Source organism: Leifsonia sp. NCR5 (assembly GCF_002105485.1).
In the GTDB taxonomy this organism is placed as follows: Bacteria; Actinomycetota; Actinomycetes; order Actinomycetales; family Microbacteriaceae; genus Leifsonia.
In genome coordinates this window covers 21677-38875 of sequence record NZ_NCSR01000008.1, presented here as the reverse complement: position 1 = coordinate 38875, position 17199 = coordinate 21677, and the positions used below count along the sequence as shown (strand labels likewise).

Below are 17199 nucleotides of genomic sequence, written 5' to 3'. Positions count from 1 at the left end.
CCCGCCACGCTCGCGCGCGCCTTCTCGCAGCGCTCATGACGACCATCGCCGTGACGCTCGGAGGCGCGATTCTCGGCGCGCCTGCGCAGGCCCAGGAGCCGGTGTCCGCATCCGCAACGGTGTCCGCATCCCGACCGGCCGCCGGGGTCCTCGGCCCGGTGAAGACGGCGGTCGCCTCCGGGTTCGATCCGGGCAACATCATCAGCGACTACAACTTCTACAACGGCTCGGCGCTCGACGCCGGCGCCATCCAGGCGTTCCTGAACACCCAGGTCTCCACCTGCCGCGCCGGATACACCTGCCTCAAGGACTACCGCCAGAGCACGTTCTCCCGGGCCGGAGACGCCATGTGCGCGGCATACACCGGAGGCGCCAACGAGACCTCGGCGACGATCATCGCCAAGGTCGGAGCCGCGTGCGGGATCAGCCAGAAGGTGCTGCTCGTGCTCCTGCAGAAGGAGCAGGGGCTGGTCAAGGACACCTGGCCGACCACGGGACAGTACAACAAGGCCACCGGGTACGCCTGCCCGGACACCGCGGCGTGCGACTCGCAGTATTTCGGCTTCTACAACCAGGTGTACATGGCGGCGTGGCAGTACAAGCGCTACGGCAACCCGCCGGGGACCAACAACTCGTTCACCTGGTTCCCGGTCGGACAGGTCAGCGCCATCCGCTGGAGCCCCAGTGCCGCGTGCGGCGCCGGCAACGTGCTGATCCAGAACAAGGCCACCGCCGCGCTCTACTACTACACGCCGTACCAGCCGAACGCCGCGGCACTCGCCAACCTGTACGGCACGGGCGACGGCTGCTCCGCATACGGCAACCGCAACTTCTGGGTGCAGTACACGGACTGGTTCGGGCCCACCTCCGGTGGCGTCCCGCCGACCGGCAACTACGAGTCGGCCACGCTCACCGCGTCGTCGTTCTCGGTCGCGGGATGGGCGATCGACCTCACGCTCGCGACCTCGGTGGTGAGCGTGCAGATCACCTGGAACACCCCGTCCGGCGTCAGCACGCAGACGGTGGCTGCGTCAGCGTCCAGGCCGGACGTGGGCAACGCCTTCCCGGCGGCCGGCGCCAACCACGGGTTCAGCGCGAGCATCCCGCGCTCGGGCGACGGCCAGTACTCCGCGTGCATCACCGCCATCGCGGCACCGGGAAACACGGCGGGGAACGCGGCGTTCGGCTGCAGGACCGTGCTGTTCTCCTCCGGCATCAACGGCAGCCCGACGGCGGGCAGGGTGCAGGGCGCAGACCGGTTCGACACCTCGGTGGCCGTGTCCAAGGCCGCGTACCCGGCAGCGGGCGTTCCTGTGGCGTACATCGCGTCCGGCGCGAACTTCGCCGACGCGATCAGCGCAGGACCGGCGGCCGCCGCCCAGAAGGGACCGCTGCTGCTCGCGAACGTCGGCTTCGTCCCCTCCTCCGTGCTCGCCGAGCTGAAGCGGCTCGCGCCGAAGAAGATCGTGGTGGTCGGCGGGGCCGCAGCCATCGGAGACGGCGTACTGGCGACGCTGCGCACCGTCCAGCCCAACACCGTGCGGGTCGCGGGCTACGACCGCTTCGAGACCTCCAGACAGCTCGCGAAGTACGCCTTCCCGGCAGCGACCGGCGCGTACTTCGCCTCGGGCGTCAACTTCCCGGACGCGCTCTCCGCCGCGGCAGCAGCCGGCGTCGCCGCGCAGCCCATGCTGCTGGTCACCGGCTCTGCTGCCCTGGATGCGCCGACGGCGTCGTACCTCGCCGCCTCGGCCGTCAAGACGGCCACGATCATCGGCGGCCCGAGCGCCGTCGGGAACGGCTACGAGACGGCGCTGAAGAACGTCGGAGTGACCGCGACGCGGATCGGCGGAAGCGACAGGTTCGAGACGAGTCACCTGATCAACGCGTCGAAGTTCCCGACCGCGTCCACGGTCTACATCGCGGCGGGCACGACCTTCCCGGATGCACTCTCCGGCTCCACCCTCGCCGGCGCGACCAGAGGCCCATTGTTCGTCACGCCCGGCTGGTGCGTCCCCCGCTCGATCGGCAACGACATCGCGAAGATGAAGGCGACGAAGGTGGTCTTCATCGGAGGGCCGGCCGTGCTGTCGGCGGACGCCGTGGCGTTCAAGCCGTGCTGACGTCGTCCAGCTGCAGGTAGCGGTAGAACTCCGCCTTGAGCTCGGCCAGCGAGTGGTGCTGGTTGGTCTCGTCGAGGACGAACTCGATCGGGGTGTCGACCTTGCGCAGGCGCCAGCCGCGCTTGCGGGCGTAGCCGCACATCCACACGTCTTCGAGGAACGCGAAGTAGCGCGGGAGTTCGGTGAAGAACGACAGGTCACTGACGATGTCGATGTCGCACGCGCAGCCGCCGGTGCCCACGTAGCTGACCCGGTCGCCCGGCGCTGCCGGCCTGCGGGCCCAGTAGTCCCCGTCCATCGTCCAGGCCCAGAACCCGGCGATGGTGTGCGGACCGGACGCGGCAAGCAGGTCGGTGACCAGGTGGTCGCTCACGTCCTGGTCGTCGTCGAGCATCAGGAAGGCGCCGCGGTAGCCGTCGACGTAGAGCTTGCGCGCCACGAAGAAGCGGCCGAGGCCGCCCACGTTCACCCTGCTGGTGAACATGCTCACCTCGGCGAGAGCGCCGTGCGGGCGGTACGCGGCGATGCGCTCGCGGTAGTACGCGGCGTCGGCAGGGCGGTTGTTCCAGAACAGCAACCGGATGCGCGTGCCCTGCTGCGCATCCAGCTGGGTGAGGATCGCGTCGATGCGCTCACGGCGGTTCCAGAGGCAGATGATGATCGCGACCTCGCCGCCCTCCGCTGCGCCGTGCAGGCGCTGCGGGCGGAACAGGCCGGAGCGGTAGCGGGCCATCGCCCAGCGCCAGCGCGCGGCGGACACGGCGCGGCGCGCGAACGACGACGCACTCACCGCGAGACCCACCACAGGCGGCCCCACAGGCCGAAGCGGACGGCGAGACGCAGCGGGGCGAAGTACCAGCCAGCGTACTTGCGCGACAGATACCGGTATGCGCTGTCGTGGTGGGCCTTCTCCATCGTGTGCGCGTCGCGCGACGTGGAGTGGGCGCCGGTGTGCGTGACGACGGCCTCCGGGATGTACATGTTGCGCCAGCCCGCTTGCCCGAGCCTGGCGCCCAGGTCCACGTCTTCGAAGTACATGAAGTATCCGGGGTCGAAGCCGCCCAGCTCTCGGTACGCCTCTGCGCGCACCAGCACGCACGCGCCGGAGAGCCAGCCGGCCGCCCTGCGGGACTCCGTCTCGCGCTCTGCGCGGTAGCGCACCGTCCATGGGTTGGTGGGCCAGATGCGCCCGAAGAGCGCGTGGGCGACGCCGGTGCGCAGGGAGGGGAGGCGGCGGGCCGACGGGTAGACGGTGCCGTCCGCATCCAGGATCTTGGGGCCGAACGAGCCGGCGCCCGGCAGCTCCTCCGCCGCGGAGGCGAGCACGTCGATCGCGCCGGGCTGGAAGATCACATCCGGGTTCGCGACCAGGATCAGGTCGGGGTCCGAGGTCGCGGCGTCGACGGCGGCACGCACGCCACCGCCGTATCCCTCGTTCTTCGGCAGCTCCACGAACGTGTACCCGGCCGCGCGCACCAGCTCGCCCGTCTCCGCAGCGCCGTCGGACGCGTTGTCGACCACGATGACCTCGACGACGCTCGAGCCTGCCGACGGCAGCGACGACAGGAACGGGCGCATGGCCTCGGTCGAGTTGTACGTCACCGTGACGACGAGAACGGAAGGAGTCATGCGTGCTTTCTTGTGCGGCCTACTGGCGGGTGGTCAGGAGGAGAGGTCGATGACCTCCGGGACCGCGTGGATGACACCCACCGCGAGCGGGTAGTACGGCACGTCGAACGAGCACGCCTGCGGCATGTCGGAGAGGTGACGGCCCGCGCTGTCCATGAGGGAGGCGTTGACGAAGTACTTGCCTGCGCCGAACTGGGCGTCCTTGAGCACGATGCCGACGGTGCGGCGCTCCTTGAGCCTGGACAGGTCCGCGCCGATGCGGGCGGTGGTGGTGCCGTAGACCGCCTGGCCCATCGTGTTGTCGATCTGGATGGCGCACATCCAGTCGTCGATGCCGGTGTCGTGCTCCAGGGTGACCTCGATGCGCACGTCGTCGCCCGGCTGGACGGGCTCGCCGGGTTCGCGGCCGACGGCGAACACGCGGGCGTCCACGACGCGGCCGTGCTCGACGGTGACGCCGGGGTGCTTGTTCGCCTGCACGGCGGCCTCTGCCTCGGCCTCGACGACGCGGCGGTCCTCCAGGATGTTCCTGAACTCTGTGACGGCATCGCCCGGGTCGCCGTCGAAGACGACCTGGCCGCGGTTGAGCAGCACGGCCCTGTCAGCCAGCTCCGTCACCTGGTTGAGGTTGTGCGTCACGAGGATGATCGTGCGCCCCTCCTCCTGGAACGAGCGGATCTTGTCCAGGCACTTGCGCTGGAACGCCTCGTCGCCGACCGCCAGGACCTCGTCCACCAGCAGCAGGTCGGGGTCGGTGTGCACGGCGACGGCGAACGCCAGGCGCACGTACATGCCGGACGAGTAGAACTTGACCTGCGTGTCGATGAAGTCGCCGATGCCGGAGAAGCTCAGGATCTCGTCGAAGCGCTCCTCGGTCTGCTCCCGGCTGAGGCCGAGGATGGAGGCGTTGAGGTAGACGTTCTCGCGCCCGGTGAGGTCGGGGTGGAACCCGGCGCCGAGTTCGAGCAGGGCGGCGATGCGCCCGCGGCGGGAGACGCTGCCGGAGGTCGGGTCGATGATGCCGCCGATGACCTTGAGCAGGGTGGACTTGCCGGAGCCGTTGTGGCCGATCAGCGCCACGGTCGTTCCCGCGCGCATGGTGAGGTTGACGTCTTTGAGCGCCCAGAACTCCTCGCGGTGCTGGCGGCCGCGGCCGAACGCCACCAGCCGCTCCTTGAGGGAGTTGTCCTTGCGGATGACGAAGCGCTTGGAGACGTCGGCGACGCGAACGACCTCGGGGGCCTCGCCCTCCGCACCGGTCGCCGTGTTGCTCTGCGTGATGTTGGTCGTCATCGTCACACCACCTGCGCGAAGTTGCCCTGCAGCCGCGAGAAGACCCGCTGGAAGCCGAGGAGAAGGACGATGCCGATCACGAAGGCGATGCCCATGCGCAGCAGCAGGAAGTCGGGGTACTCGGCGACGCCCTGGCCGCCGACCCACATGGCCTTCTGGAAGCCGAGCACGGCGAGGGTCACCGGGTTGTCCGTGTAGATGTCGAGCGCGAGCGAGTGCCCGAGCGCATCCCGCACCATCGTCCAGGAGTAGACGATCGGCGACGCCCAGAGCAGGAGCAGCAGCACGACCTCGACGAGGTACTGCACGTCGCGCAGGTACACGTTGATCGCGGAGAGCAGCAGGCCGAACGCCGTGCCGAACACCAGCAGCAGGAGCACCGACGGGATGAGGTACCACGTCTCGGCGTGCAGCGGCGGCTTGCCGATCACGATGGTCGCAACCAGCAGGATCACGAACTGGATCAGGAAGTTGAAGATGGCGGAGCCGACGCTCGCCAGCGGGAAGATCTCGCGCGGCAGGTAGATCTTCTTGATCAGCCCGGAGTTGCCGACGATGGATGCTGTCGTGCCGCTGATGATGTCGGAGAACAGCGAGTAAGCCGTCAGGCCCGTGAAGACGTAGATGGCGAAGTCCGGGATGTTCCTGGCGGCGCCGAGCACCTGTCCGATGACGATCGCGTAGATGAGCAGCTGCGTCAGCGGGCGCACGAGCGTCCAGACGAAGCCGAGCACGCTGTCTTTGTAACGCGACTTCAGGTCGCGGCGGACGAGGAGGGAGAGGAGCTCGCGGTGGCGGAAGATCTCGCGCAGCGAGTGCCACGATCCGGCTTTGCTGTCGCCTCCGACCGTCACCATCCGCTCTTGGGAGAGCGCAAGGTATCGATCCTGTGCAGTCATTCAGTCGTCAATCTGTGTCGGGGTATCGGTGTCGCGCGCTCGATGGATTATAGCTCGGAGCGTCGGCCGGGCAGTCGTTCCATCACCGCGCGCAGCGGCCGGGTGAGCCGCCAGGACGAGCTGTTCTCGAGTCCGGCGATGCGCTTGTGCAGGTCGTTGTTGATCCTGGTGCGCTCGGAGACGATGCCCCGGACGCGGTCGGGAGCCGGCGTCGGGTTCTTGCAGAACTCGATGAGCGGCGTGAGCGAGGTGGCCCAGGTCATCCCGGCGGCGAAGCGCTCGACGTTCCCGGCGATGCGGGTGCGCTCGTCGGCGTCGAAGAGGAGCTCCTCGATGGCGGTGGCCAGCGCATCCACGTCTTCCGGCGGCACGACGCGGCCCAGCTCGTTGTCGCGGATGAGCTCGGCGAAGGTGTCTCCGTCCGTGCTGACGATCGGCAGCGACGCCCACAGGTAGTCCAGGATGCGCGTGCGGAAGCTGAACGCCGTCTCGAGGTGGTCGTAGTGGGTGCTCACGCCGAGGTCGGCGTCGAGCAGGAAGTCGGCACGCTCGGTGTACGGCACCCAGGAGTCGTTGAAGAACACGACGCTGCCGGTGAGTCCCAGGTCTTCCGCGCGCTTGCGGGCCTCGACGGCCATCCGCATGGTCGGGATGTTCGGGTTGGGGTGGCTCGCGCCGAGGAAGTAGAGGCGCAGGTCGGGGTGGGCCTTCGCCGCGATGGCGACGGCCTCGATGAGGGTCAGCGGGTCGAACCAGTTGTAGATGCCGCCGCCCCAGATGATGACCTTGTCGTCGGGCCCGATGCCGGGGACGGTGCCCTTGATGCCGTGGGCGCGCTGCACGGGGGCGTCGTTCTCGACGCCGAACGGTGCGACATCGAGCAGCGAGCGCAGGCTCGGGTCCCTGTCGTACGTGGCCGGGTTGATCCTGGCGAGCCCGGCGAGCTGGCCGAGCCAGAAGTCGCGCTGCTTCTCGGAGGCGCAGACCATGAAGTCCGCGCGTTCCAGCTGGTCGTTCAGCACCTCGACGGTGTCGATGGCGACGGCGAGCCTGTCGGCGGGCCCCAGGTCTTTGCCCTGCTCGAGCTGCTCCAGGTGCATCGGGTCGTAGATGTCGGCCACGATGATCGTCTCGGTGTCTTTGATCCACTGGTGGGTGCGCAGGATGTGCCCCTGGAACACCAGCACCTCTGCCCAGTCCACGTGCTCGTGCAGCCCCGCGTCGTCTGCGAAGTGCACGGGGAAGGCGTCGGAGCTGATCTCGGCCCTGTTCGTGGAGACGAGGCGCACGTCGGCGAACTCGGAGAGCGCCTTCGCGATCTCCCAGGCGCGGATCGCCGGCCCGGCCATCAGCTCACCGAGGGTGTCCGGAGTGACGACCAGGATGCGGCGCTTGGTCTCCGCGCCCCCTGCTGCGGTGTCGATTTGCGACGGTGTGGACGTCATGGAATAAGAGTCTCCTGCTTGCACGTGTGGGTGCGCCAGGGCATTCTGGCGTCTGCTGACGTGCTTCTCGCCCGCGTCGGGCACGCCCAGCACGAAAAGCCGTCGGCAGGCTACCACTGCAATCGGGGAGATCGGTGTGACCAGGAGGTGCCCGGTCTCGGCTCCCTCGTCGCTCAGCGGCGGCCGCGGCCCAGCAGTCTGGCGGCGCCGTCCGCCATCCGCACGATGCGGCGGGAGGTGAGGCGGTCTATGAACTCTCGCAGACCCTGGTTCTCCGCCTTCAGCTCGTCGACCTCACGCTCCAGGCCCGTCGCCTGGGCGTCCGCGGCGGCGACGCGCCTGTCGAGGTCCGCGATGGCGAGACCGATCGCGCGCGCCTCGGAGACGGACTCCTCGTCGACCGGGACGTCGGCGACGGGGGAGGGGACGGTGTCCGCGATCCTGCGGTCGGGCACGTACTCTCCGGAGGCGATCCCCTCGGACAGTTCTGCATCGTCCGGGTGGCGGCAAAGATAGAGGGGGAAGAGGACGCCGTCGAGCAGGCGGCGGTAGTCGCGCATCCCGTGGTGGTTGGGGCTGGGGGTGAGGTCCGGTGAGTTCTCGTACGCGCTGCCGGCGTTGCGCACCTTCCTGCTGTACTGCTCCCAGGAGCGCCAGGGGAAGTGCAGCACCTCGACCTCGAAGCCCTCCGGCACCGGGCCGCGGTTCTCCAGGCTGACGAAGTGGTTGCCCTGCACCACCTCGACCTCCGCGTCTCCGATGTGGGCGGCGTCGTGGGTGGCGTGCGCCTTGAGGCCGACGCGGTGCAGCGCATCCACCGACCGCAGGTCGCGGTAGGCGAGCCGCTGCAGGCCGGAACCGGCGATGGCCGCCGGCCCGATCATGTCGTGCACGGGCACGTCGAACGCCTGGATGCTCACCGGGATGTTCTCGAACGCCTCTTTCAGCGTGATGCCGGGGCGGGCAGGCAGCCAGAACTCGTCGGCGTCCGCGTTGATGACCCAGTCTGCGCCGTGCACGGTCTTCGCCTCGCGCGCCATCCGGGTGACGGTGACGCCCTGCTGCTTCTGGTGCACGGGATCGCTGCGCAGGTCGACGACGCCGCGCTCCGCATAGCCCTGCAGCAGCTCGTACGTGCCGTCGACGGAGCCGTTGTCGGTCACGATGATCACGTCGACGCCCTGCCGGAGGTGGTGATCGAGCATCGCACCGACGATGTCGACTTCGTCGCGCACCATCATGGTCATCGCCAACTTCACTCGCTGCCTCCTCGCCGCACAGTCTAGATGACCGGCGACAACCACTCCGCCGCTAGACTTGCCCGGATGAACCCCTGGAAGGACAGTGCCGGACGCGCGTTCCGATCGATGCTTCCGCCCGAGTCAGCCCCCCGTCGAGTTCTCCGCGCAACCCGTGGCGCGGCCCGCAGCTTCCGGGACACCTTGCACACGCAGGAGCCCGAGCAGGTCCACGAGGGGCCGGGGCTCGCCGACTACGCCGAGTGGCGGGCAGAGCAGCCCGCCCTCGAACCGCTGCCGAGCGACCACCAGGAGACGACGTTCGTCGTGGTGGTCGAGTCGTCCGCGCATCCGGACGATCGGGAGCGCGACGCCGTCGCCGCCACCGTCGCGAGCGTCGCGGCGCAGCGCTCCGTCACGGCCAGAACGGTCGTCGCCGTCACCGGCACCCCGCTGGCCGAGGTGCTCTCCGGGGCGGAGGAGCAGTTCGCGATGTTCCTCACCGCCGGCTCCGTGCTCGATCCGGCGGCGCTGGAGCAGGTGGCGAAGGAGCACAGGGTCGACCCTGTGCGCCGGGTGATCGCCTTCGACACCGACCAGGTCACGAGCACGGGCGAGCGCATCGCACCGCGGTTCCGCCCCGCCTGGTCGCCGGAGATCATGCTCGGCGTCAACTACCTCGGCAGGGCCTTCGCCATCCGCACCGCAGCGGCCGCCGCCGACGAACGCGCCACCCTCGACTCCCACGGCATCTGGAAGCTTCTGCTCGGCACCGAGCTGTCGGATGCTGTCGTCGGCCTCATCCCGCACATCCTGTTGTCGACGCCCGCCGCCCCGATCCGGGATGCGACGGAGCAGGACGCCGCGATGGTGCAGCGCTCCCTGCGCGAGCGCGGCGAAGCGGCCACCGCCCAGGTGAGCAACGGGATCGTGCGCGTCGCGTTCGAGCTGGAGACCTGGCCGAGCGTGTCCATCGTCATCCCGACGAAGCACTCCACCGCCAACCTGGACCGGCTGCTGCCCAGCCTGGCCGGCACCGACTACCCCTCCTTCGACGTCACGGTCGTCGACAACGGGGGAGAGACCGAGGAGCACGAGGCCTGGTACGCGGCGCTCGACGCAGGTCTCCCCGTCCGCCACGTCTGGTGGGACGAGGAGCCGTTCAACTACTCCCGCGTGAACACCGTCACCGCGGCAGCCACCGACGGCGACGTGCTGGTGTTCCTCAACGACGACACCGAGATCGTCGACCCGGACTGGCTGCGCGAGCTGGTCGGGATGCTGCACCGCGAGGGCGTCGGCACGGTCGGCTACCAGCACAGGAACGACGACGGCCTCGTGCAGCACGGCGGCGTGATGATCGGCCCTGGCGGGTTCGCTGCGAACCTGTTCGCCGGGATGAGCCCGGACGACGACAGCCTGCTCGGCCCTGTGCGCTGGTACAGGAACACGCTCGCCGTCACGGCGGCCTGCGTCGCGATCCGCCGCGAGCTGTTCGACGAGGTCGGCGGGTTCGACGAGCGCTTCCAGCTGACCGGCAGCGACGTGGTGCTCGGGCTGGACCAGATCATCCGGGGAAGGCGCAACGTCGTCATCCCCTTCGACGCCGTTCGGCACTTCGAGTCGCTGACCCGGGGCGCTCACGCCCCGCGCGCTGACTCGTTCGCGAGCTACTGGCGCTACCACCCGTGGCTCGCGGCGGGCGACCCGTACGTCTCGCCGAACGTGTGCCGCCTCACCGAGGTGCCGCGGTTCGCCGCGGCGGACGACCCGTCGCCTCTGCAGCTGGCGATGGCCGGCCTCGGCCGCGAGTACCGCTCCGACGCGCAGAAGTCGACCATCTCGGAGGACGCGACGGCGCTGATGTCGCTCGCGACCATCTCCGCGGAGGAGGTCGCCGCCGTCGTCGAGTCGCACGCATCCACCACCGGCCGCCGCGAGGTGCGCACGATCAACTGGCTGCTGCCCGGTTTCGACATGCCGTTCTTCGGCGGGGTCAACACCACGTTCCGCATCGCGGACAAGCTCGCGCGAGAGCACGGCGTCGTCAACCGGTTCCTGATCAACGGCCACCCGAACAACGAGTTCTACGAGTCGGCCATCGTCGCCGCCTTCCCCGGTCTGGCCGGGTCGGAGGTCGGCCACTACTACGGGGACGACGCCGGCATCGCCGAGGTCCCTCCGGCCGACGTCGCCATCGCCACGTTCTGGCTGACGGCGGTGGATGTGGCCAAGACGCCGGGCACACCCCGCAAGTTCTACCTCATCCAGGACTACGAGCCGTCGTTCTACCCGGCGAGCACGATGTTCGCGATGACCGAGCAGACGTACAAGCTCGGACTCTACGGCATCTGCAACACCGAGAGCATGCACGACATCTACGCCGGGGGATACGGCGGTACCGCCACGTACTTCACCCCGGCGGTCGACAGGGGAATCTACCATCCCATCGGCCGCAGGGAGCGCGGCGACGAGGAGCCGGTGACGATCTTCGCCTACGCCCGCGACCACTTCCGCAACTGCTGGGAGCTGGTGTTCGCGGCGCTCAGTGAGATCAAGCGCAGGCACGGCGACCACGTGCGGATCATCGCGGCCGGCGCCAAGTACCTTCCGCCGAGCGCCGACTTCATCGACCTCGGCCTGCTCGACTACCGCGCCACCGGCCGTCTGTACCGCGAGACGGACATCGGCGTCACCATGCAGATCTCGCGGCACCCGTCCTACCTGCCGCTCGAACTGATGGCGAGCGGGGTGGCGATGGTCGCCCCGGACTCCGACTGGTTCCGCTGGCTGTTCCACCCCGACGAGAACGCGCGCACCACGATGATGACCTACGACGACGTGGTCGCCGGGATCGACGAGCTGGTGCTGGATGCGCAGAAGCGTCGCGCCATCCAGGCGGCGGGCGTCGCCACCATCGACGCCGCCCACTCCGACTGGGACGCCGCCCTCGACCACCTCTACGACTACCTCTGCGACCCGGAGGCCGAGGCCATCCCCTCCACGGCGCCTCGCACCATCGCCCCTTGACACGGCCCTGACCCCGGCCCCGACGCGACCCTCGCGTCCCCAAGCCATCGAGCCGGGACTTATGTACGGCCGCTACCGGCGTGTCGCGTGCACAACTCCCGGCTCGATTTTCAGGAGGTGGGGGAGGGCGCGGAAGGTGCCGACCGTGAAGAAGGCGAGCGCGAGGACGACGGCGAGCGTAAGCGGGACGACGCCGCCCGGGGGCTGCCAGGTGGGGCTGAAGAAGGCGGCAGTCCACGAGGTGGAGCCCGCGGCGTAGCGGCGGAGCGTGAACGCGAACGCGGCGAGCTGGCCGACGGCGAGCACGACGGCGGCGGCGCGGAGCGCGGCGACCGTGTTGCGCGAGCCGACGCCGACCTCTGCCCTGTCGAGCGCCATGCCGCCCCAGATCGCCAGGACCAGTACGATCGCGAGCATGTACCGTCCCTGCCAGACGTCGCCGACCTGACGCCAGAGCGCCACCTGGATGACGACCGGGATGACGAGCAGCGCGCCGACGAAGCCGAGTGCGATCCACCGTTCACGTCCGCGCCCGAGCACCACGGGCACCAGCACGATCAGCGAGAGCACGCCGAACCAGATCACGATCACCGCATCCGGGGCCCACACATCCACGGTGCCGAACAGCCCGATCATCTGCTTCCAGTACGAGAACGTGTTCTCCATCATCGTCTGCGCCACGGTGAACAGGCTGCCGGGCGTCGGCTCCAGCTGCGCCTTCACCTGGTTCTCCGGCCGCGTGAACCAGAACAACTGCCCGGCTCCCACGACCGCCAGCAGCGCGAGCACGACCCAGGTGGATGCGCGGCGCAGCAGATACTCCCAGTCCACCTTCCGCATGGCGAGCACGACGGAGACGGCGACGAGGAGGAGCCACAGCATCCCGAGGCTGCGGCCGCCGGTGACGAGTGCCGCGGAGACCACGGCGGTCACGCCGGAGAGCCAGAGCCGCCACCCGGTCGGCCGATGCCTGGCAATGGTCAGCAGCGATACGAGCAGGGCGGCGGCGGAAGCGGCTTCGACGGCGTTCGGGTTGATCGCGCCGCCGAGGAAGAACACCATCGGGGTGAGCGCGCCCACCGGGAGCAGCAGCGACCAGCGCGCGCCCGGCCAGGTGCGGACGAGCGCGGCGAGCACCGCGAGCAGGGCTGCGACGACCGCCCCGGAGAAGATGCGCATGGCGTGGATGGCCGCCTCGCCGGAGAACACCAGCGACGGCAGGCCGACCACGAGGTAGTAGACGGGGCTGTTGGTGTACGCCGTGCTGATCGAGCGGCGCGTCTCTCCCGGCGCGGCGTCCGAGCTGCCGACGCACGCGGGCGTGACGCTCGGCTGTCCGGCGAAGCAGCCGCCCGCGCCGGGGATGTAGAGGTAGGCGGGCGCGTCGAAGTACTTCCCGTCGCCCACGATCTGGCCGCGCACGGCCGTCGTGGCGCGGACGGTGTGCGACGCCTCGTCCGGCACGGCGTAGATCGGCGTCGCGAGCGACCACGCGGTGAGCAGCACGAACAGGGTGCAGAAGACGGCGGCGAACAGTCTCAGTGGAAACCGCATCCCCGGTCAGCCCTGCGGGATGAAGAGGGAGGCGATGAAGACGACGCCGCCGACGCCCGCCATGATCCAGCGCGGAACGGGACGCTTCGCCAGCAGCAGGGCGGCGCAGGCGAGGAAGAACGGGATGAGCGAGATGCCGTAGCGCGCGGGCGGCGGATCGGGGTATGTGCCGAGGGCGGCATACGTCACGATCGACAGCAGCGGGGCCGAGATGACGGCGGCGGCGAACGTGGCCCACGCGACGGCGGCACGGCGGCCGCCCCAGCGCGCGACCATCAGCAGGCCTATCACGCCGGCGATGGTGACCCAGGCGACCGCGTAGTTCGAGATGAGGCCGGGCCCCTTGAGGAAGGTGGTCGTGTCGCCGACGCCGCGGGCCGATCCGTCGATGAAGAGGCCGGATTGCAGGATCAGCGACGTGATCCCGAGCGGTCGCACCTTGCCCATGTCGGGCGCAGGGCCGACGGCGGAGACCGAGCTGTAGACGGTCCAGGCCAGCTGCAGGACCATCGAGACGACCACTGAGACGATGCCCGTGATGGTCCGGCCGTCGGCGAACGTGCGGCCGATCCAGCCTGCCCGGGATGTGCGGGTGCGGTACGCGTCGATGCCGGCGCGGATGATCAGGAAGAACACGGCAGCGGCGACGGCGGCGAGGTTCTGCACCTTCAGCAGGGTGACGAACGCGGCGCCGGCGGCGAACCACACGTATCCACGTCGACTGTCCGCGAGGGTGGCGAGGTACAGCATCAGGCCGCCGGCGAACAGCGCGGTTGCATCCGTGCTGATATACGTGTTCGACCAGTACGCGGGCAGCGAGCCGATCATCAGCAGCCCGACACCGGTCGCGGCCACCGGATGCACCTTCAGCCGCCGCAGCGCCAGATAGAGGAACAGGGCGGCGGCGGCCAGCCAGAGCGCGCCGACGAACCGCCCGGCATCCACCAGGTCGACGCCGAGGAACACCAGCGGCTCGGCCAGGATGCGCGTGATGCCGAAGTACAGCGGGGTGTAGATGTACGCAGAGGTGGCGCCGTGGAACGGGAACAGCTCGGCGTTCTTCGCGTTGGAGAGGTCGCAGCGCGCATCCGGACTCGGGGCGAGCAGGCGCAGCCCGCGGCAGCCCAGCTGCTGGCGGGCGTACGTGCCGGTCGGCTCTCCGCGGTTGACGGTGAGCTGGTGCCCCATCTTGGCGAAGTAGTCGATGTAGACGTACTCGTCGACCGGGGAGACGCCGCGGTGGCCCGGCACCTGCACGATGCCGACGAGCAGCGACGCGATGATGAGCACGGCGGGCGCGATGGCGCTCCGCGAGAACACGCGCGCGAAGAAGCCGCGTCGCCCCTCGGGGGCTGTCGACTCGGTTTCCATGCTGATGTGAGGCCTTACGCTCGTGGGCGGCGAACTGCGCCAGCTTAGCAATCGGTCGCTGGGAGGGGCGGACGACGCGGCCGCCACAGCACGCCTTGGTAAGCTGGCGGGCGCACACGCCCATGCGAAAGGACCGTATGCCTGCAACGCGTCACGGAGTCGTCTCGGTCGTCCTGGTCAACTTCCGGGGAACCGACGACACGCTCACCGCCATCGAACACCTCGGCCGCCTGGACTGGCCGGCCGACCGTCTCGAGATCGTGGTGGTCGAGAACGCCTCAGGCGACGACAGCGCCGCGCGCATCCGGTCGGCGGCGCCGCACGTGCTGCTCATCGAGTCGAAGACGAACCTCGGGTTCGCCGGTGGCTGCAACCTGGGCGTGAAGGAGGCGAGCGGCGAGTACGTCGCCTTCCTCAACAACGACGCCAAGCCGGATGCGGCCTGGGTTCGTGCCGCCGTCGAGCGGTTCGAGTCGAGCCCGTCGGTCGGCGCTGTCGCCAGTCGCGTGCTCGACTGGGAGGGCCAGAACGTCGACTTCATCGGGTCGGCGATGACCTGGTTCGGCCAGGGGTACAAGCCGCTCACCGCCCAGCCGGTGCCGAACACCCCGGATGTGCCGCACGACGTGCTGTTCGGCACGGGATCCGCGATGTTCGTCCGCCGGTCGGTGTACGACCAGCTCGGCGGGTTCGACGAGCGGTACTTCATGTTCTTCGAAGACGTGGACCTGGGCTGGCGGCTCAACCTGCTCGGCCACCGCTACGTCTACGAGCCCGCATCGCTGGCGTATCACAAGCACCACGCATCCATGTCGTCGTTCGGCGCGTTCAAGGAGACGTATCTCCTCGAACGGAACGCGCTGTTCACGCAGTACAAGAACCTCGGGGACGAGGCGCTCGCCAACGCGCTTCCCGCGACGCTCGCGCTGACCGTCCGCCGCGGTGTGGCGAAGGGCGGGCTCGACTCGACCTCGTTCGACCTGCGGAAGGGCGCATCCAACGACCCGACGATGGAGATCTCGAAGGAGACCGTCGCCGCCGTCTATGCGATCGACCAGTTCGTCGAGCACCTGCCGTCGCTGGTGGAGTCGCGCGAGCAGATCCAGCGCAGCAGGGTCGTCTCGGACAGCCGCATCTGGTCGCTGTTCGGCGAGACCGACGCCCCGTCGTACACGGCGGAGCACTACCTCGAGGGCTACGACAAGCTGGTCACGGCGTTCCCGGTCACCGAGACACCGGATGTGACCCGCGTGCTGGTCATCACCGGCGACCCGATCGGCGTCAAGATGGCGGGCCCGGCGATCCGGGCGTGGAGCATGGCGGAGGCGCTCGCGAAGGACAACCTGGTGACCCTCGTGTCGCTGTCCGGCGTCGAGCCGGTGTCCGCGCCGTTCGACATCGTGCACATCCGGCCGGGCGACGACCGTTCCATGCGCAAGCTGGAGCGCGAGAGCGACGTGATCGTCTTCCAGGGCCTCGCGATGGCGCTGTTCGACAGTCTGCGCAAGACGGACAAGATCATCGTCGCCGACGTCTACGACCCGATGCACCTCGAGCAGCTCGAACAGGGCAAGGAACTCGGCCGCGAGCAGTGGGACAAGCAGGTTGGCGACGCGACGGACGTGCTCAACGAGCAGCTCGAACGCGGGGACTTCTTCCTCTGCGCCTCCGAGCGCCAGCGGCACTTCTACCTGGGCCAGCTCGCTGCGCTCGGCCGGATCAACCCGGCCAACTACGCCGACGATCCCGACCTCGACCACCTCATCGACGTCGTTCCCTTCGGCCTGTCCGAGACGGCGCCCGCGCACGAACGGGATGTGCTCAAGGGCGTCCTCCCCGGGATCGGCGCCGACGACAAGCTCCTGCTGTGGAGCGGCGGCCTCTACAACTGGTTCGACCCGAAGTCGCTCATCACCGCCGTCGCGAAGCTGTCGGAGACGCACGACGACGTCCGCCTGTTCTTCCAGGGCACCAAGCACCCGCATCCCGGTGTGCCGGAGATGGCGATCGTCGCGGAGTCCCGTGCCCTCGCCAGCGAGCTCGGCGCGCTCGACACCTCGGTGTTCTTCAACAGCTCGTGGGTGGACTACGCCGACAGGCAGAACTACCTCACCGAGGCCGACGCGGGCGTCAGCACCCACTTCTCGCACGTCGAGACGACGTTCTCGTTCCGCACGCGCATCCTGGACTACCTGTGGGCAGGGTTGCCGATGGTCGTCACCGCGGGTGACCACTTCGCGCAGCTGGTCGAGGAGGAGAAGCTCGGCGTCGTCGTCCCGTCCGGCGACGTGGATGCGCTGACCGCCGCCCTCGAGACCGTGCTCTACGACGAGAAGTTCATCGCGGCGGCCAAGCGCAACATCCAGCGGGTGCGCAAGCGCTACTTCTGGAGCGTGGTGCTGGCGCCGCTCGTCGACTTCGTGTCCGACCCCCGGCACGCGGCCGACCTGGTCGCGAAGGGTGTCGTCGGGACGGGCGGCGCGCCGCGCAAGGCGACGACCAGGCGCAAGAAGCACGGGGTCCGCCACGATGTCGGCCTGTTCTTCCACTACATGAAGAACGGCGGTCCGGCCGTCGTCGTCAAGAAGGTGCGGAGCAGGCTGGGGAGACGCTGACC

At 69.1% G+C, this 17199-nt stretch carries 11 protein-coding genes; 3 read left to right on the top strand and 8 right to left on the bottom strand.

Annotation, left to right across the window (positions count from 1 at the left end; genetic code table 11):
• Positions 1 to 35: 35 nt before the first annotated feature.
• Positions 36 to 2123 (top strand): cell wall-binding repeat-containing protein, encoded by a 2088-nt coding sequence (locus B7438_RS08590; protein ID WP_143465748.1) that lies wholly within the window; start codon positions 36 to 38, stop codon positions 2121 to 2123.
• Here B7438_RS08590 and B7438_RS08585 read toward each other — a convergent pair.
• The 6 genes from B7438_RS08585 to B7438_RS08560 all read right to left on the bottom strand — a co-directional run bounded on the left by B7438_RS08585 (position 2110) and on the right by B7438_RS08560 (position 8648).
• Positions 2110 to 2928, bottom strand: a complete 819-nt coding sequence (locus B7438_RS08585) for a hypothetical protein (protein ID WP_085369136.1) — start codon at positions 2926 to 2928, stop codon at positions 2110 to 2112. The two genes, B7438_RS08590 and B7438_RS08585, sit on opposite strands and share 14 nt — an antisense overlap.
• Positions 2910 to 3752, bottom strand: a complete 843-nt coding sequence (locus B7438_RS08580; RefSeq protein WP_085369135.1) for a glycosyltransferase family 2 protein — start codon at positions 3750 to 3752, stop codon at positions 2910 to 2912. Before B7438_RS08580 ends, B7438_RS08585 begins: the two co-directional genes overlap by 19 nt.
• 33 nt (positions 3753 to 3785) lie before the next feature.
• Positions 3786 to 5045, bottom strand: a complete 1260-nt coding sequence (locus B7438_RS08575; protein WP_085369134.1) for an ABC transporter ATP-binding protein — start codon at positions 5043 to 5045, stop codon at positions 3786 to 3788.
• 2 nt (positions 5046 to 5047) lie between these two features.
• A complete protein-coding gene (locus tag B7438_RS08570) occupies positions 5048 to 5944 on the bottom strand; it encodes an ABC transporter permease (RefSeq protein WP_085369133.1) in 897 nt (298 codons plus the stop codon).
• A 47-nt stretch (positions 5945 to 5991) separates the two neighbouring features.
• Entirely contained in the window at positions 5992 to 7389 is a 1398-nt protein-coding gene (locus B7438_RS08565; protein WP_085369132.1) for a glycosyltransferase family 4 protein, read from the bottom strand.
• Between the two features lie 173 nt (positions 7390 to 7562).
• Positions 7563 to 8648: a glycosyltransferase family 2 protein gene (locus tag B7438_RS08560; RefSeq protein WP_256921934.1), complete on the bottom strand. Its 1086-nt coding sequence runs from the start codon at positions 8646 to 8648 to the stop codon at positions 7563 to 7565.
• A 183-nt stretch (positions 8649 to 8831) separates the two neighbouring features.
• Between B7438_RS08560 and B7438_RS08555 the strand changes: the two genes are divergently transcribed.
• Complete coding sequence (locus B7438_RS08555) at positions 8832 to 11657, top strand: glycosyltransferase (RefSeq protein WP_179150765.1); 2826 nt, start codon at positions 8832 to 8834, stop codon at positions 11655 to 11657.
• A gap of 72 nt (positions 11658 to 11729) precedes the next feature.
• Here the strand turns inward: B7438_RS08555 and B7438_RS08550 are convergent, their stop codons facing one another.
• Positions 11730 to 13211 (bottom strand): DUF2142 domain-containing protein, encoded by a 1482-nt coding sequence (locus tag B7438_RS08550; RefSeq protein ID WP_085369129.1) that lies wholly within the window; start codon positions 13209 to 13211, stop codon positions 11730 to 11732.
• A gap of 6 nt (positions 13212 to 13217) precedes the next feature.
• Positions 13218 to 14582: a hypothetical protein gene (locus B7438_RS08545; RefSeq protein WP_085369128.1), complete on the bottom strand. Its 1365-nt coding sequence runs from the start codon at positions 14580 to 14582 to the stop codon at positions 13218 to 13220.
• A 137-nt stretch (positions 14583 to 14719) separates the two neighbouring features.
• Between B7438_RS08545 and B7438_RS08540 the strand changes: the two genes are divergently transcribed.
• On the top strand, positions 14720 to 17197 hold the full coding sequence (locus tag B7438_RS08540; RefSeq protein ID WP_085369127.1) for a glycosyltransferase: 2478 nt from the start codon (positions 14720 to 14722) through the stop codon (positions 17195 to 17197).
• Positions 17198 to 17199: the final 2 nt, after the last annotated feature.